The 23273-nt window shown below is 70.9% G+C and carries 21 protein-coding genes and 5 pseudogenes; 16 read left to right on the top strand and 10 right to left on the bottom strand.

Annotated features, from left to right (window positions below; translation table 11 throughout):
• Positions 1-390: 390 nt before the first annotated feature.
• From ACFXMF_RS35675 to ACFXMF_RS35685, 3 genes are all read left to right on the top strand, one after another.
• Positions 391-1155, top strand: coding sequence for a class I SAM-dependent methyltransferase (locus ACFXMF_RS35675; RefSeq protein ID WP_379989898.1), 765 nt, complete (start codon positions 391-393; stop codon positions 1153-1155).
• Between the two features lie 476 nt (positions 1156-1631).
• Positions 1632-2066, top strand: a complete 435-nt coding sequence (locus ACFXMF_RS35680; protein ID WP_379989899.1) for a hypothetical protein — start codon at positions 1632-1634, stop codon at positions 2064-2066.
• A 1258-nt stretch (positions 2067-3324) separates the two neighbouring features.
• Positions 3325-3942: a hypothetical protein gene (locus ACFXMF_RS35685; protein WP_379989900.1), complete on the top strand. Its 618-nt coding sequence runs from the start codon at positions 3325-3327 to the stop codon at positions 3940-3942.
• Between the two features lie 39 nt (positions 3943-3981).
• On the opposite strand, the gene ACFXMF_RS35690 is transcribed toward ACFXMF_RS35685, so the two are convergent.
• The gene (locus ACFXMF_RS35690; protein ID WP_379989914.1) at positions 3982-4509 is read right to left on the bottom strand and encodes an SRPBCC family protein; all 528 of its coding nucleotides are present in this window, start codon (positions 4507-4509) and stop codon (positions 3982-3984) included.
• Positions 4486-5019, bottom strand: a pseudogene (locus ACFXMF_RS35695) (YbhB/YbcL family Raf kinase inhibitor-like protein); the annotation flags it as partial. The pseudogene ACFXMF_RS35695 and the gene ACFXMF_RS35690, both read right to left, overlap by 24 nt.
• 99 nt (positions 5020-5118) lie before the next feature.
• Here ACFXMF_RS35695 and ACFXMF_RS35700 point away from each other — a divergent pair.
• Positions 5119-5793 (top strand): GntR family transcriptional regulator, encoded by a 675-nt coding sequence (locus ACFXMF_RS35700; RefSeq protein WP_379989901.1) that lies wholly within the window; start codon positions 5119-5121, stop codon positions 5791-5793.
• Positions 5794-6852: 1059 nt separating this feature from the next.
• On the opposite strand, the gene ACFXMF_RS35705 is transcribed toward ACFXMF_RS35700, so the two are convergent.
• Positions 6853-7221, bottom strand: a complete 369-nt coding sequence (locus ACFXMF_RS35705; RefSeq protein WP_379989902.1) for a VOC family protein — start codon at positions 7219-7221, stop codon at positions 6853-6855.
• Positions 7222-7569: 348 nt separating this feature from the next.
• Here ACFXMF_RS35705 and ACFXMF_RS35710 point away from each other — a divergent pair, with 348 nt between their 5' ends.
• A complete protein-coding gene (locus ACFXMF_RS35710; protein ID WP_379989903.1) occupies positions 7570-7947 on the top strand; it encodes a nuclear transport factor 2 family protein in 378 nt (125 codons plus the stop codon).
• A 62-nt stretch (positions 7948-8009) separates the two neighbouring features.
• Here ACFXMF_RS35710 and ACFXMF_RS35715 read toward each other — a convergent pair.
• Together ACFXMF_RS35715 and ACFXMF_RS35720 are read right to left on the bottom strand one after the other, a co-directional pair.
• A pseudogene (locus ACFXMF_RS35715) lies at positions 8010-8448 on the bottom strand (transposase); the annotation flags it as partial.
• A gap of 123 nt (positions 8449-8571) precedes the next feature.
• Complete coding sequence (locus ACFXMF_RS35720) at positions 8572-9078, bottom strand: NUDIX domain-containing protein (protein WP_379989904.1); 507 nt, start codon at positions 9076-9078, stop codon at positions 8572-8574.
• An 810-nt stretch (positions 9079-9888) separates the two neighbouring features.
• On the opposite strand from ACFXMF_RS35720, the gene ACFXMF_RS35725 reads away from it, so the two are divergent.
• Positions 9889-11124 (top strand): NAD(P)/FAD-dependent oxidoreductase, encoded by a 1236-nt coding sequence (locus ACFXMF_RS35725; RefSeq protein WP_379989905.1) that lies wholly within the window; start codon positions 9889-9891, stop codon positions 11122-11124.
• 215 nt (positions 11125-11339) lie between these two features.
• Here ACFXMF_RS35725 and ACFXMF_RS35730 read toward each other — a convergent pair whose 3' ends face one another.
• On the bottom strand, positions 11340-11573 hold the full coding sequence (locus ACFXMF_RS35730) for a hypothetical protein (protein WP_379989907.1): 234 nt from the start codon (positions 11571-11573) through the stop codon (positions 11340-11342).
• A 501-nt stretch (positions 11574-12074) separates the two neighbouring features.
• Here ACFXMF_RS35730 and ACFXMF_RS35735 point away from each other — a divergent pair.
• The 6 genes from ACFXMF_RS35735 (at position 12075) to ACFXMF_RS35760 (ending at position 18456) form a co-directional block, all read left to right on the top strand.
• The gene (locus tag ACFXMF_RS35735; protein ID WP_379989909.1) at positions 12075-13043 is read left to right on the top strand and encodes a MerR family transcriptional regulator; all 969 of its coding nucleotides are present in this window, start codon (positions 12075-12077) and stop codon (positions 13041-13043) included.
• A 748-nt stretch (positions 13044-13791) separates the two neighbouring features.
• Positions 13792-14157: a hypothetical protein gene (locus ACFXMF_RS35740; RefSeq protein WP_379989910.1), complete on the top strand. Its 366-nt coding sequence runs from the start codon at positions 13792-13794 to the stop codon at positions 14155-14157.
• Positions 14158-14960: 803 nt separating this feature from the next.
• A complete protein-coding gene (locus ACFXMF_RS35745; protein ID WP_379989915.1) occupies positions 14961-15443 on the top strand; it encodes an RICIN domain-containing protein in 483 nt (160 codons plus the stop codon).
• Positions 15444-15800: 357 nt separating this feature from the next.
• Positions 15801-16289 (top strand): hypothetical protein, encoded by a 489-nt coding sequence (locus ACFXMF_RS35750; RefSeq protein ID WP_360313985.1) that lies wholly within the window; start codon positions 15801-15803, stop codon positions 16287-16289.
• 603 nt (positions 16290-16892) lie between these two features.
• On the top strand, positions 16893-17153 hold the full coding sequence (locus ACFXMF_RS35755) for a hypothetical protein (protein WP_360313983.1): 261 nt from the start codon (positions 16893-16895) through the stop codon (positions 17151-17153).
• 337 nt (positions 17154-17490) lie between these two features.
• The gene (locus tag ACFXMF_RS35760) at positions 17491-18456 is read left to right on the top strand and encodes a M28 family peptidase (RefSeq protein WP_379989911.1); all 966 of its coding nucleotides are present in this window, start codon (positions 17491-17493) and stop codon (positions 18454-18456) included.
• Here the strand turns inward: ACFXMF_RS35760 and ACFXMF_RS35765 are convergent.
• Complete coding sequence (locus ACFXMF_RS35765; protein WP_379989912.1) at positions 18383-18667, bottom strand: CGNR zinc finger domain-containing protein; 285 nt, start codon at positions 18665-18667, stop codon at positions 18383-18385. The genes ACFXMF_RS35760 and ACFXMF_RS35765 overlap by 74 nt on opposite strands.
• An 82-nt stretch (positions 18668-18749) precedes the next feature.
• Positions 18750-19418, bottom strand: a complete 669-nt coding sequence (locus ACFXMF_RS35770) for a TetR/AcrR family transcriptional regulator (protein WP_379989917.1) — start codon at positions 19416-19418, stop codon at positions 18750-18752.
• Positions 19419-19559: 141 nt separating this feature from the next.
• Here ACFXMF_RS35770 and ACFXMF_RS35775 point away from each other — a divergent pair, with 141 nt between their 5' ends.
• On the top strand, positions 19560-20363 hold the full coding sequence (locus ACFXMF_RS35775; RefSeq protein WP_379989919.1) for an alpha/beta fold hydrolase: 804 nt from the start codon (positions 19560-19562) through the stop codon (positions 20361-20363).
• 291 nt (positions 20364-20654) lie between these two features.
• Here ACFXMF_RS35775 and ACFXMF_RS35780 read toward each other — a convergent pair.
• Positions 20655-20825: pseudogene (locus ACFXMF_RS35780) on the bottom strand (peptidase dimerization domain-containing protein); the annotation flags it as partial.
• Positions 20826-20929: 104 nt separating this feature from the next.
• Here ACFXMF_RS35780 and ACFXMF_RS35785 point away from each other — a divergent pair.
• Complete coding sequence (locus tag ACFXMF_RS35785; protein WP_360313969.1) at positions 20930-21541, top strand: NADPH-dependent FMN reductase; 612 nt, start codon at positions 20930-20932, stop codon at positions 21539-21541.
• Between the two features lie 269 nt (positions 21542-21810).
• A pseudogene (locus ACFXMF_RS35790) lies at positions 21811-22089 on the top strand (hypothetical protein); the annotation flags it as partial.
• Here the strand turns inward: ACFXMF_RS35790 and ACFXMF_RS35795 are convergent.
• Complete coding sequence (locus ACFXMF_RS35795) at positions 22069-22368, bottom strand: hypothetical protein (RefSeq protein ID WP_379989913.1); 300 nt, start codon at positions 22366-22368, stop codon at positions 22069-22071. The pseudogene ACFXMF_RS35790 and the gene ACFXMF_RS35795 overlap by 21 nt on opposite strands.
• Before the next feature lie 136 nt (positions 22369-22504).
• On the opposite strand from ACFXMF_RS35795, the pseudogene ACFXMF_RS35800 reads away from it, so the two are divergent.
• A pseudogene (locus ACFXMF_RS35800) lies at positions 22505-23091 on the top strand (ATP-binding protein).
• Positions 23092-23273 lie beyond the last annotated feature (182 nt).

Below are 23273 nucleotides of genomic sequence, written 5' to 3' on the forward strand. Positions count from 1 at the left end.
GAGCTGTCCCGCCGCGCCCGCCGCGCTGCGGGACCCGGATACGGCGGCAGGCCACCTGCCGGCGAACTCCGTCGACCGGACACAGCCATCCCGGCGCGGCGGCGACCCCTGGGCACCACGACCTGGACACAGAACTCGTCGAACACTCCCTGCGCGACGCCGGGGCGCACGTGCGCGCCGGGCGCCGAGCCGGCCGGCGCCGTCTCCGCCCGGCTCGATGCCGGACGAGTTCAGTCGTCATCGCGTTGCGGCCGTGCCCGGCAGAAGCCGGGTCTGGCCGAACGCGCCTCGAATTCACACACGTTGACCGCCGTCCGGCTCGACGCGCGGGCGGAAGCGTTCGGGACCGGGGGTCTTGTCAAGGGGTGGTCGGGTCGGGAGGATCGCGGGATGGCTCGGGTCTACGACGATGCGCTGTTGGCGGGGGTCTATCAGGCCGGGAACGAGATGCCCGAGGCGGCGCTTCGGGCCTGGGCACAGGTGATCGGGGCGTATGCGCCGCGGCCGGCGCCGACGGTCGTGGAGATCGGGGCGGGCACCGGGATGTTCTGTGCGGCGCTGGCCGAGTGGGAGCGGGCCTCGCTCGTGGTCGGGGTCGACCCCTCGGTGGTCATGCTCGGCGAGGCCGCGCGGCACAACGGGCATCCCCGGGTGCGCTACGTCGGCGGCTGCGCGGACGCGGTGCCCACACGCGGGGGGCTGTTCGACCTCGCGCTCCTCTCACGCGTGGTACACCACCTGCCGGATCGTCGCGCCTGCGCCCGCGAGTTGGCGCGCATCCTGCGGCCCGACGGTGTCGTGGTGATCCGCACGACTTTTCGGGAGCGCCTGGACGCGCTCGTCTACCACTACTGGCCCCGCCTGCGAGACAGTGACGAACGGCGGTTCCCCGGACGGGAGGAGATCGTCGCCGACTTCGCCGCGTGCGGCTTCATGGTCCGGGAGATCACCTCCTTCGAACAGCCGGTCACCGCGAGCCTGCGCGAATTCCACACCCGGATGACCACGCGTCCGCAGTCGAAGTTCACATGCCTGACCGACGCCGACTACGACGAGGGCCTGCGCCGACTGGCGCTCGACGCCGCCGCCGAATCCGAGACCACGCCGCGACCGGTGCGCGAACGCTACGACATCGCGGTGTTCGCCCGCGCGTGAGCGAACCCGCCTCCCTCCTCGGGCAGGTTCGGACCGTCGCCTGCGGCGCGGAAGCGGTATCGGGCGATCAGAGCCAGGGCCGTGGCGAGCAGGGCAGCGGGCCACCACCACGCGGCTGCGTGTCTGTTCGACACGTACGCGGAGAACGCGCGTCTCCGGAAGTGACACCGTCGACTCCCGACGAACGCCTCCGTTCTCGTGTTTGGGCAGGGGCGTTCGTCGGGGCGGGCCGGCATCAGGTCCGGGTCGGGTCCGGGATCGGCCATCGACGTCCGGTGTCGGGGTCGCCCGCCCACACGTACTGGTCGGTGGGCGTGACGGTCATGCCGTAGTCGTACACGGCTCCGGCGGTACCTGACCATCGGAATTGTCCGGTGGGGCCTTGCCCTTCATGCACGACGACATCGACCGGGCGCGGCAAGCGGACGGCCCGCGCTCCGAGGCCCCGGCCGGGTGGGCGCCGATACGCTGGTGCGATGACCGGCTTCGACGACGCCGACCGAAGGCAACTCATCGTCCTGCTGCACGAGTACGCCCAACACGCCCTCGACGAGACGACCATGCTGCGGGCCCGGACGACGTACGGGCACGTGTACCTCGAGATGTTCCGCGCGTTCCCCCCGGACACCACCGACGGCTACTTCCGCTCGATCGACCACCTGCTGCCCCCGCTGGGCACGCGGGAGAACCGGTTCACCCCGGCCCACGAGATCCGACTCGCCGCCCTGATCCACGCGTACGCCGAACACGAACTCGACCAGTGGACCGCGCTGCGGACCCGAACCACACGCGGACCCGTATACATCGGCATCCTCAACACGCCCGCCCCCGGCACGACCCACGACGACTACCGATCCCTCGACCACCACCTCCCCGCCCAGGGCATCGAGAACCGAACCGACACCCACTGAGCCTGCGGGGACAACCGGCGGATCCCTTCGGCCCACACGTGTCGGGGACGGCGTCGTCGGCGGGCACCGCCGCCCCGGTCCTCGTCGGAAAAAGGACATCCGCCGTACCCGGACGGCGGCTCCAAACGGGATCCGCAGTGTTCGCCGCGTTTCCGGCGAACCGGCCCACCAGGCCCGGTTGGTGCGAAGGGGCGGATGCACCGCGCCGGGATACTGCCCACCCCGGGGGCGGGGCGCGGCCGCTCCGGTACCCGCATCGCCCGGCCGAGGTAACGCGACGCCGGTGTCGGCGGCGGTGCGCGGTCGCGACACAGGCGACACACGCGGGCCGATTCGGGTCGGGTGGCTCGCGGTCACCGTCCTCACGGTGTGGTCGTTGCGGGGTCGGCGGGGCGGGCGAGGTGATCGGACAACCGGTCCAGGCGTGTGACGTCCAGGGGTCGGGGGACATCGTGCAGGAAGCGATGTACGGTCCGTCGGGCCCACGGTGATCGCGCTGCTGCGGAGCAGCGGGCTGGGCCGCGCCGAGGCCCGACACCTACTCTCCCTCGTGGACGGGCTGTTGCACTGGGACGAGGTGATGCGGGCGCATCGGGAGAGCCCGTTCACACCCGTGGTGGCCGCGGCGCTCGCCGGTACCGGAGGCTGTCCGCCGGAGGCGGTGGTCGAGTTCGACGCCATCCCCGACCACGCCAACCGCCCCGCGCGAACGGGCGCTGCTGGAACGGGTGTTGCCGCCCGAGCGGTTCCTGGCCGAAGGCCGGCCCGCGTGGGACGTGCTGCGCTCGGTCGACGGCTTCTGCCCGCGCTGGGCGCAGGCGGGCGCGTTCGCGCCGGGGTGACGGGGCTGCGTGCGCTGCTGCCGGGCGACGTGAACGGGTGGTTGCGGCCGGGCCCAGGTGGGGCCGGCGTATCCGGGGAAAGTGCACGAATTGCTGCGCCACGTCGCCGAGTCGGCGCCGCCGCCCGGGTCGGCCCGGCCCGGCGTCGCGCCGGCCGATCTGCTCCGCGACGCCCCCGGTCCGCCGTCGCTGCTGCTGTCACGGGCCGATCCGGAGTTGGCGGCGCGGGTGGTGGCCGCGTCGGATCCCGAGGACCTGCTCGCGTTCGGCGCCGGTCGGCACCCCCTGGCCCCTCCGGTCGCGCTCGCGCCGGCCCGCCGCGCGCCCGGGGAGTTCCCGTACCGGTTGGCCCGACGGATCACCGCGCGGCGACGCGGTGTGGGCACTGGAGGCGGTGGACGACGAACTCGCCTCCCATGTCCGCTAGATGCTCGCGGACGCCGACGAGGGCATCTGCTACTTCAATCCCGACCACGGCCGCACCCACCACCGCGTCGAGGGCCGCGCGTCGACGGCGGACCCGACCACGTGGCCGGCGCCGGAACCGCTGCGCGCGCTGCCCCCGCACGCGCCGCCCGCGCTGCGGGCCCGGCCGGCCGAGGAGCCGGGGGCGACCCCCGCGCCGACGCGCAGCCCGGCGGCCCGGCGGCCCAACGGTCGGGGCGAACCACCCGGACTGTCCCGAGGCGCTGATCCCGGCCCTGGTCCGGCGCCAACCGGGCTATTTCTCGCACGGGTCGATCCGTTCGCCCGCCGTCGCCCGCGCGCTGATCGCCGACCCTCCCGTACGCGACCTGCCGATCCGGGGACTCGGCGACCCGCTCTACGAGGGCCTGCTCACCCCGAGTGAGATTCCGACCGGGGCCCGGGCGGCCGGCCACGCGCTGATCGTCTGCCACGGGTACGCCCGCGACCTGGTCCGAACCCACCTGCGCGACGACGCCGACGCGTGGACGGTGGCCTCGAACCCGCTGCGCGACTTCACCAGGACGCCGACGGAACTGCCGACCACGGCGGCGACGGTGACCTCCTGACGCGGCCCGCCGACGTCGCCGGGCACGCGGTCGGTGCGGTCAGGCGGCGGACCTGCGGCGCACGGTGCGTTCGAGGATGCCGAGGGTGGCCTTGAGGGCGGATTCGGGGATCAGCGGGAAGGTGATGCGCTGCCGCCACGCGTCCGGGACCTGCGACCAGTCGAAGTAGGACGTGACGAGGGTGCCGCCCTCGGCCGGCTCCAGTCGGTAGCCGTAGACGTGCCGGACGTGCGGCCGGATCCGGCCCTCGACGGTCCAGGCGATCTCCGCGTCCGGGGTGAGCGTGGTGATGACCACCTCGACGTCGTACCGGCCCAGGGGCACGTCGCCGAGGGCTTCCCGGTCCATGTGCACGAGGAATCGGTCGCCGGGGCGCTCGACGGGTGCGCCTTCGGCGTCCAGGAGCATTCCCGAGGCGTCGATGTCCACGTGGCCCTCGGGGTCGGTCAGGACGGCGAAGATGGCGTCGGCGGGGGCCGGGACGAGCCGGGAGACCTCGATGCGTTCGGCGTTCCCGCCCGGGCGCGGTATGTCGCCCGGGCCCGGCGTTTCGGCGGTGGCGGTCAGGACCGCGCGGCCGAGGATGTGTGGGGCCATCATGAAGCCGAGCATCGCCGGGGTGGCATCGGCCGGTACGTCGATGGACTCGACGTCGAGGGCGTGGACGACGACGAAGTAGCGGTGCGGGCCGTGTCCGGCGGGCGGGGCGGCGCCGACGAAGCGGGCCATGCGGGCGTCGTTGGGCAGTTGGAAGGCTCCCTCGGGCAGGCCCGAACCGGTGTCGTCGCCGGCGCCCTCGGGCAGGTCGGTGACGTCGGCGGGGATGCCGGCGACCGCCCAGTGCCAGAACCCGGACCCGGTCGGGGCGTCGGGGTCGTGGACGGTGACGGCGTAGCTCCTGGTGCCTTCCGGGGCGCCACGCCAGGACAACTGCGGGGAGAGGTCCTTTCCTTGGGGGACGCCGAAGATGCCGGAGTACTGCTCGGGCGGCCAGGCGCCGGCGTCGGCGACGGTGGTGCTGGTGACGGTGAACGAGGCCGCCTCGGGAAGGCGGGCGAAGGGGTTGTTACCGCTCATCGTGTCGTTCCTTTCGGGGTGTACCGGTCCGGTCCGAACCGACTGAATCGATGATAGCAAAGATAATCGATTATTTGTTGGATCGTCTACGATGGGCGCATGACTCAGGCGGTCCATACCCCGTCCCCACCGGGGAAGCAGATGCTCTCCGAGCAGGTCTACACACACCTGCGGGACGCGATCATGCGCGGGGACTATGCCCCCGGTGACGCGCTCAAGCCGCAGGACCTTGCCAGAGAACAGGGGGTGAGCCTCGCCGTCGTGCGCGAGGCGCTCGTACGCGTCGTCGGCGACGGCCTCGCCGACCGGCTCGCCAACCGCGGGTTCGCCGTCCCGGCCTACTCGGATCGCCGTTGGCAGGAGATCGCGGAAGCGCGCCGGACCGTCGAACCGGTCCTGCTGCGCATGTCCATCGAGCGCGGCGACCTCGACTGGGAGGCCCGGGTGCGAGCCGCCCACCACCGGCTGGCCCGCACGCCGCCGTACATGCCGGAGGAGGGCGAGTACTACACCGCCGCCTGGGCCGAGGCGCACCGGGTCTTCCACCGCACCCTGCTGGACGGGTGCGGCAACCGCGTCCTCCTCGAGACCTTCGACCGCATGTGGACCGCGAGCGAACTGGCGCGCCGCTGGTCGGCGCACCGCAACCCGGGCCGGGACGGTATCGACGAACACCGCGACCTGGAGGAGGCGGCGCTGGCCCGCGACGCGAACACCGCCGCCGAGGTACTGACCCGCCACCTCACCCTGACCGCAGCCGGCCTCACCGGCTGAGGCGGGGGCCGGATCGCCCGACCGCCCGGGGCGCCGGGGCCGAAGCCTGGGCAACCGCCGGGCGGTCCGGGGGTGTTCAGGGGGTGGTCGGGGTTCGGTGGGCGGTTTGTTGGATGGCGATGGCGGTCGGCACGAGCGGGGCGCCGAGGATCCGCAGGCCGGCCATCGGCTCGGACCTGCGGCGCGCAGCGTTCCGGGAAGTGGGCACGGTGGGCTGCACGGGCCGATGTCCACGATCCGGCCGTCTGCGACGTAGCGGCGCAGGCGGGGGTGGTGGTCCGTGTGGTGCGGGTTGGGGTCGGGGCGCGGTGGGATTGTGGAGTGCCGGGACGGTGATGGGTGTGTCGGAGCGGGACCGGGTCGCGGTTGGGGCGCGGGCCTGTTCGACGTGGTGTGCGGGTGGGCAGGCGCCCGCGCCTCCCGGTGGCAGCGGTGCGCTCTCGAGCGGTGTCCGCCTGCGGGGCCGTCGTCCAGGCGCACACCGTCGCGCGCGAACGCCTCCGGCAGATCCGCCCGTGAGTCCGCGGTGATCCCGTCGCCGTCGCGGCGGTCGTCGCGATCGACCCGGCGCAGCAGGGTCTCGAACACCCACAGTGCGCGGGCGACGTGGTCGGTGTCGGTCCAGTCGACGGCGGTGGCGTAGGAGTCGAACGTCTGTTTGCGCACGCTCCCCTCACCCGGTGTGAAGTCGGGTGCGGGGGCGCAGTGTTCGTTCTCCCGGGACTCAGTACCCCGCGATCCCTGCCTTCGCGAGACCAGCCGACATCCACGTACGGCGTTGCGCGCGGGACGGGATCCGGAGGCACTCGATTACTTCCGGGTCGGGAACCCGGCGCTCCGGCTCGTGAGCATGCGGCACGATCAAGCAGTCGGCGGGACGGCAGGCGCCGCCGCCACCCCGGCCGCGCGCAACCTTCCCCCGTCCCCCATGCGCACCGATCGGCTACCGCGACCGCTACGACGCCGGCGCGGCGTCCGCTGGCCAACCGGCAATGAAGACGACGCACAGGCGGAGCGCGTGAGCCCGTCAGCTGAACCGGGCGGGTGGGGGCGGGAACGTCAACCGGGTCGGGCCAGGTCGTACGCGGTGTCGTGGTGTGGTTGGTACAGCCCGAGTGTGCCCGCGCCCGGGACGGCCAGGGTGGTGACCAGGCCCCAGCCCTGTTCGGTGACGTCCGTGGTGAACTCGACGCCCTTGGACTTCAGTTCGGTGACCGTGGCGGCGAGGTCGTCGCACATCAGGAACAGTTCGGCGACACCGGCGGCGTGCGGGTCGGCCGGGTGTACGGCCAGTTCGCTCGGCGGGGACTTGAAGATGAGCCAGCCGCCTCCGGCGTCGACGTGCCCGAACCCAAGCACGTCGCGGAAGAACGCGCGTGCAGCCTCGGCGTCGGTCGCGTAGATGATCGTGTGTGCACCGGTGATCATCCGCGCAAGCTATCAGCCCGTCGAGTCGACCCGGCGATACACGCCGAAGACACCACGAACCTACCCATTCCGCATCCAGGTTGTGCACGGCGCGGTGAACAGCAGTCGGCACCGGATGGACCGGACGGGAAAACCGAACGGCGGACCGGACGGCGCACCGCGCAGACGCCTTCGACGCCTACACCGAGCGGGCCGAGACCCTGGCCGGTCCCACCGTGACGGCGGCCCGCGAATGGACCCGGCGGCTCGGTGCGCACGTACACCCAGTGCTGTGACCGGGATGGTCCACGGTGATCGGAAGGCGGCTCGCGGGACGAGCGCACGCGCAACGGCTGGTATTACTGGGGCATGCAGGAAGAGACGGCACGCTCCGCGATCGACACATTCATGTCCGCGTTCAACGCCTCGGACGACAGCTATGTGACTGCCCTGCTCTCCCAGGCCCTGACCTCGGACGTGGTCTTCTGGGGGCCGTTGGGTCGCAGCGAAGGAATCGCGGCGGTCGAGCGGTTCGTGCTGGACATCCGGCGCCACCCGGCGGGGACCGGCACGATGGTGCGCTGCTCGGCGGTGGACATGCCTGACGAGTGGGCCCGGTACCAGTGGGTCTTCACCACGCCGGATGGAGGCCCCCGCCTGGCGGGAACGGACGTCGTCCATCTGCGGCGGAGCCTCATCGACCAGGTCATCGTCTTTGCGGGGGAGATCGGTCCGCCCGCCTCCTGAGTCGTCCTTCTGTCGCCGTCCTTCTCGTGAACTTGTCCCTTTCGGCACTCCGGGGCTGCGGTTCACGGTCGGTCGGGCTGCGGCGTCGAGGGGCGTCCGCCCCGGCGGATGCCCTTCTCGCCCCGCATGCGGGCGCATTCCTTGCGTTGGGCGGCAAGTACGTCGGGGTGGCGGGTGTTGGCGGTGCGCCGGCGCAGGTGGCGGGGCAGTGCCCGGGTTTGCGTGGGGTGGCCGCAGTGGCGGGAGTTGGCCGGGGTGAACTGCCGCAGCGGGCCGAAGCGGGCCTCGATCGGGTTGGCCCGGGATGCGTAGGTCGGGGTGAAGCACGGCTCGACCTTGTTCTCTTCGCCCGGCGGCGGATGTCGGCGCCGGTGTGGGCGGAGAGGTTGTCCGGGACGATGTGGATCGGGGCGCCGTCGGGTCGGGCGGCGCGGATCGACTTCGGCGCGGCCCGGCGTCGGCGGTGCCCTTGCAGCGGCCGTTGACGCCCCACAGGCGGTCCCGTGCTCGCCGACCGCCGTTGGCCGCCGCTCCCCGCCGGGCACGACTCCCCGCCCGGCGGGTGACGCAAATCCCCGTCGAAATGCAGGAGTTCGTCCAGGAGGGATTCGGGCCGCGCTCGGGTTATGTCCAGCCGATCTCGGTGTACAGGTGGCCCGCCTGGATGGCTTCGATCGCGGCGCGTGTGTAGGGGACGATCGGGTCGGGCAGGTCGTGGGGGTGCCACCAGCCCCAGCCGACGCACTTGTCCGGTTCGAGGATCGTCGGCGTACCCGTCCACCGCCGTGCTCGGAAGATCAGCTGCATCCGTGGTCGAGTCCCCGGCGGATCCACGAGGTGCACGGCGTGCGCGAACTCGACGTCGTCGGCGTCGATCACCAGTCCGGCCTCCTCCCGAGCCTCGCGCACCAGGCACGCGACGGCGGACTCCTGCTCGCAGTGACCGGCCAGGAAGTGATGGGTCGAGGGCGCGTAGACGGAATCGGGATGCCGCAGTCCGAGCAGGATCCGGCCCCGGGCGTCCTCCGCGTACAGATGGGCGCCCACGATGTTCAACACACCCTGCTGCGCACCCACCCGAGAGTGCGGTACCGGCACCCCCGCACCCACGACGTCTTGCGCGTCGCTCATCGCGACACCCCCACCCGGCGGCGAACGCCGGTTCGGGTCGGTGGTGTTGCCACCGCGCGATCGGAGCGGAGCAGAGAGGGGAGAGCCGGGTGGGGAAGCGGAAGGACTGGACCGGGTGTCATTACGCACAGTGTAGAGACCCCCACCGACAGGGACCGAGGGCCTGCCCGCAGAGCGTAACGCGGCCGGCGGGCCGACCAGTCTGCGGTCTGCGGTCTGCGGTCTGCGCCACCGTCGACTCTGCTCCCGCAGAGCGGAGATGTCGCAAGCCTTGTCGGCATGGAGTTCGCGAAGTCGGCCAGTGTCGGCTGCGGACCGCGAACCGGTCCTGGCGTCGACCGGGTTGACGGTGCGGTCCCGCTCGATCCGCTTTCGTCCGCATCAGGGTGAACAGGGCAGCACCGGGACTGAACCGAGCGCGCCGCGCAATCGATCGGCGCTCGGGAGCGATCCACGGGTGCGTGCGAGGCCCCGGTGCCGGCGGCCGGCGTCGTCATGGCCGGCATCGGCCGGCCGTACCGACAGGTCCCCGCCTTCGACCGGCAGGAAGCCGGCTGCGTGATGGAGGGTTCCCGGAGGTGGGCCGTTCGGGTGGTTCGCGGGTCGTGAGGGCGCTCGGACCCGCAGGCGGATGCCGAGGGCGGGTGAGGATGGCGGGGTTCGGTTACCGAATCCCCCGTGTGCGAGGTCCCCTCGACGCGTTCGACGGGGAAAGCGTTGGTGTCGGAGCTGTCCGTTCGGATCCGCGCCCGCCCCGTCCCCATCCCCGTGGCCGGACCGGTGCGGGAACCAATGTAGGAGGAAGAGCGCATGACCGTGAACCGTGCCCATGTGATCGTCGGAGCGGGGCTGGGCGGGGCGAAGGCCGCGCAGACACTCCGGGAACAGGGCTTCGATGGCCCGCTGGTGCTGATCGGCGACGAGCGGGAGCGCCCGTACGAGCGCCCGCCCCTGTCCAAGGGCTACCTGCTCGGGAAGGAGGAGCGCGCGAAAGCGTACGTCCACCCGGAGGGATGGTACGCCGACCATGGGATCGACCTGCGTCTGGACACGACGGCCACCGCCCTCGATCCCGCCGCGCACCGGCTGACCCTCGGCGACGGCAGCCGGCTCGACTACGCCGCGCTGCTCCTGACCACCGGCGCCTCGCCGCGGCGGCTGCGGGTTCCCGGCGCGGAGCTGGACGGGGTGCTGTACCTGCGGAGGCTGGAGGACAGCGACCGGCTCAAGGCCGTGTTCCGGCCCGGGGCCGGGATCGTCGTCATCGGGGCCGGCTGGATCGGCCTGGAGGCGGCTGCCGCCGCGCGCGCGGCGGGCGCCGAAGTGGCGGTGCTCGAAAGCGCGGAACTACCGCTGCTACGGGCCCTCGGCCCGGAAGCGGCACGGGTCTTCGCCGAGCTGCACCGCGATCACGGTGTGGACCTTCGGCTCGGCGTCGAAGTCGCCGAGATCAGCGGCGGCTCCGGCACGGCGAACGCCGTCCTGCTCACGGACGGCACCCGGATCGAGGCGGACGCGGTCGTCGTCGGGATCGGCGTCACCCCCGACACCCGCCTGGCCGATGCGGCGGGGCTCGCGGTCGACAACGGCATCGTCACCGACGAACACCTGCGTACCTCCGCCCCCGACGTCTATGCCGCCGGCGACGTCGCCAACGCCCACCATCCGCTGTTGGGACGGCACATCCGAGTCGAGCACTGGGCCAACGCGCTGAACCAGCCGCAGACCGCGGCCCGGGCGATGCTCGGCCAGGACGCGGTCTACGACCGACTGCCGTACTTCTTCACCGACCAGTACGACCTGGGCATGGAGTACACCGGATACGTCGAACCCGACGGCTACGACCGGGTCGTCTTCCGCGGCGACCCCGCCGCGCGCGAGTTCATCGCCTTCTGGCTGTCCGGCGACCGGGTCCTGGCGGGCATGAACGTCAACGTCTGGGACGTGGTCGAACCCGTCCAGGCCCTCATCCGCTCCGGCGCGACCGTCGACCCGGCCCGCTTGGCCGATACCCGGGTGCCCTTGGAGTCCCTCCTCCCGAACTGACCGAACACCCGGTCGCAAGCGGCCTCTTCGCGGGATGTGCGACGCCTTCGCGGCACGTTGCGTCCCGGCCCGGGTGAGCGCCGGCGGCCTGCGCGGTCGCCCATGCGACGGCGCAGCGGGCCGGTTCGTCGGGGGTGGGGATCGCCTCGCCTGCGGTGTAGGTGCGTATCCGGGCCGTGGTGGACCAGTTCGCGCCGGGTGTCGTGTGGGCACGTCTACCAGGTTCGGCTCGGCGCCGCCCGCCACATGGTGCTCGCCGCCAGGAATCCGCGTTCGTGCGACGCCACGGCCAGGAACCACTCCCCCGGCGCAAGGGATCCGACCTCGTCGCCGGTCACCGGATCGGACAGTGGTCGCACCGAGGGAACCGCGAACCGGAACGGCGGGGCGAGCATAAACGGCGCGCCGGATCCCATCGCCGCCGCGTCGTGGTCCGTGACGACGGGCACACGGGTGACGGCCTCGGAAGTGCCGGGCGTGGTGGGGAGTTCGCGGAGTCAGCGGTGGACCTCGGCCGCGGACGCGGGACGGTGGTCGGGGTCCTTGGCGAGCAGCGCCGGGACGAGGTCGTCCGGCGCGGCCGGAACGCCGTCCCGGCCGTGGCCCGGGGACATCGGGTGCGGGTGCGGGTGCGGGTGGGCGGCCGCAGTCGCCGCCGTGGGACGTCTCGGCCACGAATGGTCTCCGCCGGCTCACCGAAGGACGCACCAGGATCCTCGTCACCCACCACCTCACCAACGTTCGCATCGGCACAGCCGCGCTCGAAGAGCCGGGACCCCTCCGCCGCGCGCCGCGCCACAGCGCGATCCCTTGAGGCAACGCAGCCCGGACCGCCGGCGCCGTGTGTGTCGGAGGCACGACGTCACCGGGCTGCGTACCCGTCCGGGAACATCTTTCTCAGTCGTGACCGGGGTTGAGTCTCCGGCAGGGGGAGACCCGAAGGTGGGGGTATGAACGGCCACACGCTCTACTCGATCGGCGAATTGGCCCGGCGCACCGGTGCCACGGTCAAAACCGTCCGGTTCTACTCGGACTGCGGACTGCTGCCTCCCGTCGACCGCAGCCCGGCCGGCTACCGCCGGTACGACGACGGTGCCGTCGCGCGCCTGGACCTGGTGCGGACCCTGCGCGATCTGGGGCTGGATCTCGCGGCCATCCGCAAGGTCGTGGACCGGGAACTCGCGCTGTCGGAGGTCGCCGCGGCACATGCCGAGGCGCTGGAGGTGCAGATCCGGATCCTGCGGCTGCGGCGCGCGGTGCTGAGCGCTGTGGCCACACGCGGAGCCACCCTTGAGGAGACACATCTGATGCACCGTCTGGCCACCCTGTCCGAAGCCGAACGCCGGCGATTGATAGACGAGTTCCTTCACGCCGCCTTCGCCGATGTGCGCAATGCACCGATGTTCGCGGGGATCATGCGCTCGATGACTCCGGAACTGCCCGACAACCCCGAGGTGGAGCAGGTCCGGGCGTGGGTCGAACTGGCCGAACTCTCCCAGGACCCGGACTTCCGGGTCCGGATGCAACGGATGGTCCAGGACGAGGCGGCCACGCACACCGAGGGGGCTCCGCCCACCCCACACAACACCTTGGCCGCGATCGTCCGCGACCGGATCGCCCCGGTCGTGGCGGGCGGCGTCGAACCCACCTCGCCACAGGCCGATGAGATCGTCTCGACCCTTGTGACCCGCTGCGCACATCTCCTCGACGCCCGGGACGACGCCGAGTCCCGACGGCGACTCCTGTCCCGCTTGGAACACATCGACGACCCCCGCAGGGAGCGATACCTCGCACTGCTGGCAACGATCAACGGCTGGCCCGCCCCACAAAGCCTGCACCCGGTACTCGACTGGTCCATCCGCGCCCTACGCGCCCGGACCGGCAGCGACGAGACGGGAACCGAACTCGGCCTTCGATGACGCGCGGTATCCACACGGGTACGACGGTCAAGTACGTGCGGGCCGCCCATCCCGACAAAGCCCTCCCGCGCGTGCGGTGATCCACGGCCGGGCGACCCACGCGTAGCCGAGTGTCGGTAGGTTCGGAATTCGGTCGTGCGGAATAGGCGGCGGGGCAGCCGGTTCAGTTCAAATGGACCGCAGGAGACGCAGAGTGGCCCGGCGCCCCGAGCCGCTGAGACGACTGCGTCCCGTGGCTCGGGCCGATCTCACATGACAACCGCGCCCCCAGGCAGGCAGGGTGTGGCGTGATGAGCTATCACGACGAGACGTCCCGCACCCTGTCCTACGCCTGCCACGACACGCTGGAGCGGGGAGGTGCATGTTCCGTGGTCGTCTTTGCAGCCGTGGAGCCGCTTCGGGATCGGGGTGCCGGGCCGGCGATTTCCTCCGCGGCCGTCCCTTGGCGGGCTGAGCGACGAGCAGCTGCCGGCCCTGCCGGCCGCCGACGGCACGGAGTTCGACGTGAAGATCGATGCACTGCGTGCCCTGGCCGGGCGGGAGCCGGCCGAGCGGTTGATCCCGCTCGTGCCCTCGCTCGGAACCCCGGACGGCCGCCGACCCCTGCTCCGGCGGGCGGTCGACCGCCTCGGATCCCTCGCCGTGCCGGCGGCACGGGGGTGGGCCGTGGACGGGCGGGAGTGGCCGGCCCGGCTGGGGACGGACGTGCCGGCCGACCACCCCGGGCCCGAGGGCGCTACCGGGGCTCGTGGCCGAACTCACCGAACAGTGGAAGGCCCGCGCCTGGTGCGGTCCCGACACCACGGCGAAGAGACTGGCCCGCTTCGGCCCCGAAGCCGCCGACGCCGTGCCCGTCCTCTGGCGCTACTGGCGGCACACCCCGCACTCGTACGAGCGCGCCGACTACCTGAAAGCGATCGCCGCGATCGACCCGTCCGGCTTGGACGACGCATACACCGAGTCGCTCGGGGACTGTGAGGAACGGGCACGGCTGCCGGCCATCGCCTCGGCACCCCGCCACCCGCAGACCCTGCACCGTATCGCCGTACTCCGCGACGACCCGATGGAGACACCAGCGCTACGGGCCGCTGCCGGAGCGCGGTTGGGCCCGTGATCGGCCTGAGTTTCCCTGTCTCAACCCGGCGGGACGACCGGCGACCCGTCGCGACCGACGCCGTTCCCGCAGGCCGGATTCCTCTCGGGCAGCGCGCCATCGGTGTGCAACGGGCGGCCGGCGAGCGAACGATCCATGGCCTCGAACCCGCCCCGCGAATCACGTCATCGGATCCCGCGCGCACGGGTTCACCCTCGTTCGAGCACGGGAATCCACAAACTCGTTCGCCTTGCTGTTCGACGTAATGTGGCTCGAAGGCCGATCACTGTTGGCCGTCCCTTACCTCCAACGCCCGGCGATCCTCGTCGAACGCCTCGGCCTCAAGGTCCCGAAACTCGGCCGCCGGCGGGACCCGTTGCGTGGCAGTGGGCTCCTCGAGCCGGTTTCGGGTCGGGCTCAAGGGCCGCCCGGTGCGGTCGGCCCGGGGCGATCGTGCCACCCCTGGTTTCGACGGGGCGCCGCGCACGGGCCGCGTCCTCGACCTGGTCCAGGAAGTGAGCTGCGCCGTGCGGGGGTTGATGTCCCGGTCCTGCCTGTCCGGCCTCTCCGGCCTCTCCGGCCGCAGGAGGGCACGTGGGCCGGCAGCTCACTGTCACTGTTCTTGCAGGGCAGAGCAGGACCGCATCCGCGCCGAACCCGGCTCCGGCTGACTGTCACAGCCAGTTGGCCGAGATGGCACTATCGCGCATGTATTGCCTGGTAAAGGATCTGATCTGACCCAAGGAGACTTCACGATGCCGTCAATCAGATTCTTGCGGGCCCCGCTTGGCGCAATGGGTGCTCTCGCCTTGGCCACAACCATGATGGCCACGCCCTCCACCGCCGACCCAGCCCCCGGTGGCACCGCCCCAATCATCGTGTGGAAAACGCATACGTTCAAGAATGTTTTTTCACAAAGATGCCTGGAGATTCGCGGCGACCGGACGGACAACGGCGCCCCGGCAGGCCAGTGGGAATGCAACCACTCGCATACACAGAATTGGATAGCAAAGTACGGCCCCAACGGGTACTACACGCTCGTAAACGTCAATTCCGGATTGTGTCTGGAGATTCGCGGCGACCGGACGGACGACGGCGCCCCGGCAGGCCAGTGGGAGTGCAATGGATCACGAACTCAAGAATGGCGTGCAATTCCACATAACTCAGATGGTGAAGATATAGTCAACGCAAATTCTGATAAATGTCTCGAAATCCTTTCCTGGGGAACCGGAGACGGTGACGCAGCCGGACAGTGGACGTGCCATGGCGGCGAAAATCAGAGGTGGTACGGGACGGTCTATCCGTAGAAATCTTGCACGACACGGCCGGCAGCCCTGGAGTCGGTGGTCCACAGCCCGTGTAATTGGCATACCCATACACCACCGACGGCCCCGAGCCGACCCGACTCGGGGCCGTCGTGCGTCCGGCCTACCTGGCCAACAGGTACGCGACCAGACCCAACAGGCCCACCGCAATCAAGCTGCCGACAACCTGAACACCGACGTCGCGGCCGAAGTGCGCCCAGGGCTCCGAGCGTTCCAGACGCGTCGTGCTTCGGTTGCCGCCTCGACCAGGCGGTGCATCGGCGGGCCCGATCCGGCACCGCCGTACAACCTTCCGACCGCGCCGCCGGTCTACCAGGGAACACACACTCTGGGGGCACAGTGCAGCGCATCACCCGACACGCCGCCGCAGCAACCCTGGCGGCGGCGGTCCTGTTCGCCACCGGCTGCAGCGGCAACGGAGACGACGACAAGACCAACAAGGTCAAAGCCGCGGGACCCGCCACGGTCACCCCGGACACGCCCAAGGCAAGCAGCCCTGCTGCGCCGACCACGAAGGCCGAAGCCGGTACAACCACAGCCGCGGCACCCGGTGCAGCAGTTGCCGTCCCCAAGCCCGACGCAGCCACCCAAGCCAAGTACGTGGCCGACCTTGACGCCATCGACCCGGCCATCGTCAACGGCAAGGCAGACCGCGCCGTCAGCCGCGGGCGCGACCAATGCACCTCGATCAAGCAGTGGCCCGGCGACGACCCGAAGCTGATCGAACTCGTCGACCAGCGGTTCACCACGCCGAACGGACCGATGGGCGCTGCGAAAGCCAAGCTCGTGTTGGCCGTCGTCCGCAAGCACATCTGTCCTGGATTCTGACCGGGCTGCAAACATGGTGCCGGGCGAAGCCGCTGTCTTGATGTCGACCGGCTGCGGCAGGGCGCGGGGTAGCCGTGCGCCTCCACGTGTGGGACGTGGGCGGCGTCCTGACCCAGGGCGGCTCGGGCAGCAACGCTGTGGCAATGATGCTCGCGCGCGATCACGCCGCACCCGGCACCATGCGCGAGGGCGTCCGCGACCCGGGCCGATTCAAGCTCGTCGTCCCCGCCGGGATCGGCCACTACAGCGTCAAGGGCGCCCTGGGATGGCTCGGCTGCGGCGACGCCCTGCTCGAAGTCCCGGTGACCGACTACCGGTACGACCTGGCCGCGCTTCGCCGCGCCCTGCGCGCGTACGACGGCCGTGTGATGGCGGTGGTCGCGTACGCCGGCGACAGCCGGCCGCAGACGATCGACGACCTGTCCGCCGCGCACGACGTGGTCCGCAGCGAGGACCCGGGGATCCGGCTGCGGAGCGCTCCCGCTGCTCACACTCGACGAGTTCTTCGTCGGCAACGACGCGCAGGACTCCCTCGCCCCCAACCGATGGGAGGCGGACCGGCCCGCCGATGGGCGCCCCGAACTGGCGGAGATCCGCCGACGGTTGCGCGTTCTCCAGGAGGCGCCCGACGTCGCGTGGATCCGTGTGGAACCGCACGACGACCTCGTCTGTCGCGACGACATCATGGCCGAGGCCGTCGCCCTCTGCACGAGCGCCGAGACGTGGGAGATCGAACGCCGCGTGGATCACGAATCCTTGTGCGCCGACGGGGTGATCGAAGGATTCGTCCACCGGCTCGACCGGTTCACGGATCTTCCCGACAACCCCGAAGGCCACCGAGTCGTGTCCCTGGTCTGGGACTGACGCCGAAGACACGATCGCGGACATCCGGGCCGCGGCTGTCGGCCGTCGGGGCCCATGGTCTCGTACGAATCCCGCCCGGGTTGCTCGGAGTTCGGGACGACTCCACGTCCCCCACACCCCCGGGGACGCCGGTGTCTCGACGGGAACGTGCTCCGGGACCCCGACGGATGTCGAGGCGCGCCCGGAGTAGGGGTGTGCCGATTCTTGCCGGCCGTACCGGGTGTCCTGCGGGAGCCACGCGCCCGGTGCGAGCCTGGTCTCGGCTCGGGCACGCTTCCGATGCCCACCTCCGGCCGGAATCGTGATCGAGGTACGTCTTCCACTTCGAGGAGCCTCGATGAACCGCAGAACGCAGACGATCGCGACCGTCACGGCAGCGGTCGCCGCCCTGGTGGTCTCGATGACCACACCAACCGCCGCCGCGTCGGCGCCGGCGGCCGGGACCTCGCCACCGGACATCAACGTCGCCCAAGTCCAGTCGCACCTGGCCCGACTCCAGGCGATAGCCGCCCAGTACGGCAACAATCGCGTGACCGGAACCAACGGATACAACGCGTCGCGCGACTACATCCAGAGCAGGCTGCAGAGCGCGGGCATCAGTGTCCGACAGCGGATCTGCGTCCCCTGCGTTCGCTCCGCCACGTACCTGACCGCCGAATGGCCGGCCCCGCCGCCGGACGCCCCGGAGGACCGTCGGGTCGTCGTGTTCGGCGCCCATCTCGACAACGACTTCGGCGGACCCGGCATCAACGACAACGGCTCCGGTGCCGCCGTCCTCCTGGAGAACGCGCTCGCCCTGGCCCAGGCCGACCCGGCCATGGCCGCGAGTGTGCGGTTCATCTGGTGGCCGGGTACCGAACAGGGCTTCGATGGATCCAAGTCGTACGTGCAATCGCTCACCGCGTCCCAGCGTGCCGCGATCACCGCCTACTACAACATCGACGCCGTCGGGTCGACCAACGCCGGCTACTTCGTCGACGGCGTCTCGTCGCCCACGGCCGCGCCCCTGAGGCAGTACTGGAACGCCCTGAACCTGTACCCCGAGGAGAACATCGAGGGATTCGGCCGTTCCGACAACGTGCCCTTCCGGGAGGCCGGCATACCCACGTCCGGGTATACGACGGGCACCCGCGGCATCAAGTCGTCGGCGCAGGCGGCCAAGTGGGGCGGAACCGCGAACCGCCCCTTCGACGCGTGCCACCACTCGTCCTGCGACACGACCACCAACATCAACCCGACGGCCCTCGACCGCGCCGCGGACGGGATCTTCTACACGATCTGGAAGACCGCCGTGGCCTGGTGACACCTGTTCGCCCGGGAGCGTCGGCCGAACCGAACCGAACCGATCCACCGGAAACGACCCAACGGTTCTTCGCCGCTCGCGCCCGATGCGCCGCGACCGTGGTCCGGCTCGCGCACGCGTTGGCGCAGAAGCGACGCGTCCGATTGCGCGACTGGTCCACGAAGCGGTCTGCCGCTGTGCGAGGACCCGGCGCCGGGCGACAACGGGCCACCCGTGATCCGACTCAGGCGCGGACCACCCGGCCGGTATGCGCTGCCGCACCGCCCGCCCCGGTCACGCGAGGGGCGAACTCGTCACCGGCGACCGGACTCGGGCGCAGGGGGTCGGGAGACGGGAGACGGAGCTTCGCCCGGTGAGCGGTAGGCGGCGAGGAAGGTGCGGATTCCGGCGGCGGCGTAGCGGTCGAGGTCGGCCTCGGTGTTGCGGGTGTTGCCGCGGAACATGGCCTGGTTCACCGGGATCCACAGCAGCAGGCCGGCGAAGTGGTGGGCGGCCAGCATCGGGTCGTCGGTCTTGAGGAGTCCTTGGTCGGTGAGGCGTCGGAAGGTGGCTGCCAGTGTGACCAGGACGCGCTCGAAGCCTTGTTCGTACCAGGTGGCGCCCAGTTCGGGGAAGGTGTCCGCGTTGGCGATGATCAGGCGGCGCAGTTGGATCACCGGGGGTTGGGTGAGGGTCGTCAGGAGTCGGTGGGCGAGGCGGGTCAGGTTCTCTTCCAGGTCGTCGGCGTCGGCTGGGACGTCGGCCACCGAGTCGACCAGGTTGTCGATGCGTTCGGTGGTGGCCAGAACGATCTCGGCGAAGAGCTTCTCCTTGTCGGAGAAGTGTTTGTAGACGGTCTGCTTGGACACCGCGGCCAGTTTCGCGATGTCGTCCATGCTCGTCCCCGAGTACCCCTTGTCCAGGAAAACGCTGGTCGCTGCCTCCAGGATCGCCTCGTGTTTGCGCACGGAACGACTGTCCATCGTCCACTCCCTCTCATCCGTCTCGGCTCTCCTGGAGAGTACTGGACCGACCAGTACTCGTTTGGGTACTGTACCGTCCAGTTCCGAGCACTCGGGGGCTTTCGACCCCGCGTACCGCGTAGAAATCTGGAGTGGTTCCTCATGGACAAGGTGTTCTCCGCCGACGGCACGGCCATCGCGTACGAGCAGCAGGGCTCGGGCCCCACCGTCGTTCTCGTCGGCGGTGCGTTCATGACGCGCGGTGCTTTTGCCGGACTCGCCGCTGTGCTGGCCGAGCACTTCACGGTGATCACGTACGACCGCCGGGGCCGCGGCGACAGCGGGGACGGCCCGGAGTACGACGTGCAGCGCGAGGTCGAGGACCTGGACGCGCTGATCGAGCGCGTGGGCGGCGAGGCGATGGTCTTCGGCATGTCCTCCGGTGCCGTACTGGCACTGGAGGCCGCGGCCCGAGGCAGTGCCGTCTCCCGCCTGGCCCTGTACGAACCGCCCTTCATCACCGACGACAGCCGCCCGCCGCTGCCCGCCGACTACGTCGCCCACCTGACGAAACTCGTCAAGCAGGGCGCGTACGGAGATGCCGTGGCCTACTTCATGACCGCGGCCGTCGGCATGCCCGCCGAAGCCGTCGCCGGAATGCGGCAGGCCCCCTTCTGGGCCGGCATGGAGGCCACCGCCCGCACCCTGCCCTACGACGGCCTGGTCATGGGCGACACCATGTCCGGCCGGCCACTGCCCGCCGACCGCTGGCAGTCGGTGACCGTGCCCGTCCTCGTCGGCAGCGGGGACGCGGGCGCACCCCAGATGCTGGCCGGGGCACGGGAACTCGCCGCACTGGCCGACAACTTCGCCCTCCACGTCTTCCCCGGCCAGGAACACGACATCCACCCGGAACCCCTCGCCCCCGTTCTGGCCGACTTCTTCACCACCGGACAGCAGGCATGAGAAAAATCCTCGGCCCCCGTCGACGGTGATCATCATCGGTGGCCGCACGCCCCCGGCCGCCCAGACGGACGAGTTCGGGATCGTCGTGTGCACGCTCTCGCCGAGGTTGTAGACGGCACGGTCGCGCCGCAGGTCACCGACCTGCTCGCGGACAGCGCTGCCGCGCGGCTGGGCCTGGTCGATCCGGCGTTCGCGCCGGGCGCGTTGACGGACGTGGCGGTGGACGACGGCGCGCAGGACGCCGACGCTGAGGGTGACCGGTTCGAAGGCGTCGGTGGTGCGGGTGACCAGGACCTGCAGGGCGGTGACGATCTCGGCGGCGGCCGGGACCGGGTCGGCGGCCCGGTGGAGTGCGGAGCCGTGTCCGCTGCGGCCGTGGACGGGGATGCGAAACCCGGTGCCTGCCACGGTCACGGGGCCGGGGCACGAGGTGATCGCACCGGTGCGCGCTGGAGCCGACATGGCCGGCGTACGCGCGACGACCGGGGTGCCGGCGACGTCGAGCCCCGTCCATAGATGGGAATATGGGTGCAACGGGATCGACCACGTGACCGGGAAGGCCGCAAGTGACCAGCACCAACGACACGCAGACCGCCCGACCTGGCCCCGAACAGGCGGGCGACCGCATCGCGGTGGTCATCGGCAGCACCCGTCCCGCACGCATCTGCCCCGACATCGCCACCTGGATCCGCGACGTCGCGCAGGAGACCAGCCCGCTGCACTACGAGCTGCTCGACCTGGCCCAGGTCGGCCTGCCCCTGCTGGACGAGCCCCTCAAGGCCGCCCTCCAGCAGTACGCACACGAACACACCCGGGCATGGAGCCGCACCGTCAGCTCATACAGCGGCTTCGTGTTCGTCTTCCCCCAGTACAACTGGGGCTACCCCGCAGCCCTGAAGAACGCCCTCGACTTCCTGTACCACGAATGGCACGACAAGCCCGCCACCGTCGCCACGTACGGCACCCGCGGCGGCAACAAGGGTGCCGCGCAACTCCTGACCGTTCTGCAGGGCCTGCACATGCGCCCGCTCGAAGACCACCTCGAACTCGTCACCACCGACGACGACGTCGACGAGAACTGGCAGTTGAAGGACGTCAACGCCACCCTCCACTCCTACCGCGACCACGTCCGCAAGCTCGACGAGCAGATGACCGCGGCCCTCAAGGACGACCAGTAATCGACCTCGTTCCGCCCCCGCGACGACGCTCATACGGTGGACCCGAAGCGCGCGACAAGGGCCCGGGTGTCGCAAGCCGCACGAAGTAGGAGGAAGACGTACACGGTCGTGTCGTCGTCCACCACGAGGATGTCGTCCCCGGGATCGAGCGGTTCGGGTTCGGCGGCCGGCGCGGCGCACGGGTCGCGGCGGGCAATCGTGTCGACGACATCGCCCGCCGCACGACGCCGCTCGGGGCTCATCCTCGCGCGCCGCGCACGGATCGCGGGGTACTCGCGGTCCGCTACTCGGTCCCGCACCAGCTCGTCGACGAGCGGGTCTGGGTCCGCTTCCACGGCGACGAGCTGATCGTGACCGCAATGGCCGCGGGCAGCGCGGTCGAGGTCGCCCGCCACCCGCGCTCGAGGCCGGGCAGTCCGCGGATCGCCGACGAGCACTACCCCGACGCCCCGCGCGGCGAGCACGACCGCACGGAGCCGATCCGCCGAAGCGAGACCCACAGCCTGCGGCCGGGCACCTCCGCCTGGTCAGGCTTCGGCTCGACCTGAGCCCTCGGGCCCCTCTTCGACCAGGCCGCAGGAGAACGGGAAGGACTCCAGAAACTCCTGCCGCCCCGGGTTCTCCTCGGCCTCGGCCAGGTCCGCGAGGACCTTCAGGAACCGGTCGCGCTGGTCCAGCGGCAGTCGCCCCAGTACCCAGGCGACGCTCTCCGTCATCTTCACCGCGGAGTCGGGGTCGACCTCGTCGTCCTCGCAGCTGTCGAGGAACCAGACGACGTCGACGACGAGTCCGGCGAGGACGGGCACCAGCGGGTCCGTGTCAGTCATCCGGGCAACCTATCCGGCCCCCACGACAGCAACCCCACCACCTCGGTCGACGGGCATCCCGCGTCGGCCCCGACCTGGCAAGAGCACCTGTTTCATGAACGACAATTCCGCCCTACCGGCCGCGACGCGGCCCCGCATCCAAGCGCCGGCCTCGGCGGTCGCCGCGACGTCCGGCGCCGCGTTCGACGAGGCGATCGCACTGACCCAGGTTGAAGCTGCCGCACGTCCGCCGGGCGATGGCCGAGATCATCGCCACGGCGAAGGCCCAGCGCTGGGACCCGGCAGAGATCGTCCGGGCTCTGCCGGCCGAAGAGGCGGCTGGCCGCGACGCTGCCAACCTCCGCACCCGCCGCACCCGCGCGGCCTTCCCGACCGGCAAGACCTTCCACATCTGGAACGAGGAAGCGTCTTCGATCCCCATCCCGACGCAGTCCGCACTGCGGACCCTGGAATCTGATCGTCGTTGACGACATCGGGCTCCTGCCCGTCTCACCGGGCGCCGCCGAGGGCTTCCACCGCCTGGTCGATGCCGCTTACGAACGGCGAAGTCTGGCCGTGAGCAGCAACCTTCATCCGTCTGGATTCGACGAGATCATGCCCAAGACCCTCGCCACCGCGACCGTCGACCGCCTCCTGCACCACGCCCACGTCGTCGTCACGCAGGGCGACAGCCACCGCCTTGCCGAGGCCACCACCGGACGAGGCGTCGTCCCGCTCGGCTGAACCAACGAGCGGGGCGATCAACCGTCCGCCGGGGACTTTCAACGTCCGCCAGTGGGGCGATCAACCGTCCGCGAGCGGGGAACTCCTAGACTCTGTCGCGAGTTTGGTGAAACACGAGATGTGGATCTTCAGTGGCAGAGAAGAATGCGCTTGCGAAGGAGGTCGGGCTTGGCCCGGCCGTA

The sequence above is a fragment of the Embleya sp. NPDC059213 genome (genome assembly GCF_042754445.1).
Taxonomy (GTDB): Bacteria; Actinomycetota; Actinomycetes; order Streptomycetales; family Streptomycetaceae; genus Embleya.

Coding starts and splice junctions, on each gene's coding strand:
- ACFXMF_RS35745 (WP_379989915.1), top strand. CDS start 14,961: ATGGCCACGCCCTCCACCGCCGACCCAGCCCCCGGTGGCACCGCCCCA.
- ACFXMF_RS35710 (WP_379989903.1), top strand. CDS start 7,570: ATGCAGGAAGAGACGGCACGCTCCGCGATCGACACATTCATGTCCGCG.
- ACFXMF_RS35700 (WP_379989901.1), top strand. CDS start 5,119: ATGACTCAGGCGGTCCATACCCCGTCCCCACCGGGGAAGCAGATGCTC.
- ACFXMF_RS35735 (WP_379989909.1), top strand. CDS start 12,075: ATGAACGGCCACACGCTCTACTCGATCGGCGAATTGGCCCGGCGCACC.
- ACFXMF_RS35725 (WP_379989905.1), top strand. CDS start 9,889: ATGACCGTGAACCGTGCCCATGTGATCGTCGGAGCGGGGCTGGGCGGG.
- ACFXMF_RS35685 (WP_379989900.1), top strand. CDS start 3,325: ATGTCCGCTAGATGCTCGCGGACGCCGACGAGGGCATCTGCTACTTCA.
- ACFXMF_RS35775 (WP_379989919.1), top strand. CDS start 19,560: ATGGACAAGGTGTTCTCCGCCGACGGCACGGCCATCGCGTACGAGCAG.
- ACFXMF_RS35795 (WP_379989913.1), bottom strand. CDS start 22,368: ATGACTGACACGGACCCGCTGGTGCCCGTCCTCGCCGGACTCGTCGTC.
- ACFXMF_RS35705 (WP_379989902.1), bottom strand. CDS start 7,221: ATGATCACCGGTGCACACACGATCATCTACGCGACCGACGCCGAGGCT.
- ACFXMF_RS35675 (WP_379989898.1), top strand. CDS start 391: ATGGCTCGGGTCTACGACGATGCGCTGTTGGCGGGGGTCTATCAGGCC.
- ACFXMF_RS35760 (WP_379989911.1), top strand. CDS start 17,491: ATGAACCGCAGAACGCAGACGATCGCGACCGTCACGGCAGCGGTCGCC.
- ACFXMF_RS35720 (WP_379989904.1), bottom strand. CDS start 9,078: ATGAGCGACGCGCAAGACGTCGTGGGTGCGGGGGTGCCGGTACCGCAC.
- ACFXMF_RS35680 (WP_379989899.1), top strand. CDS start 1,632: ATGACCGGCTTCGACGACGCCGACCGAAGGCAACTCATCGTCCTGCTG.
- ACFXMF_RS35770 (WP_379989917.1), bottom strand. CDS start 19,418: ATGGACAGTCGTTCCGTGCGCAAACACGAGGCGATCCTGGAGGCAGCG.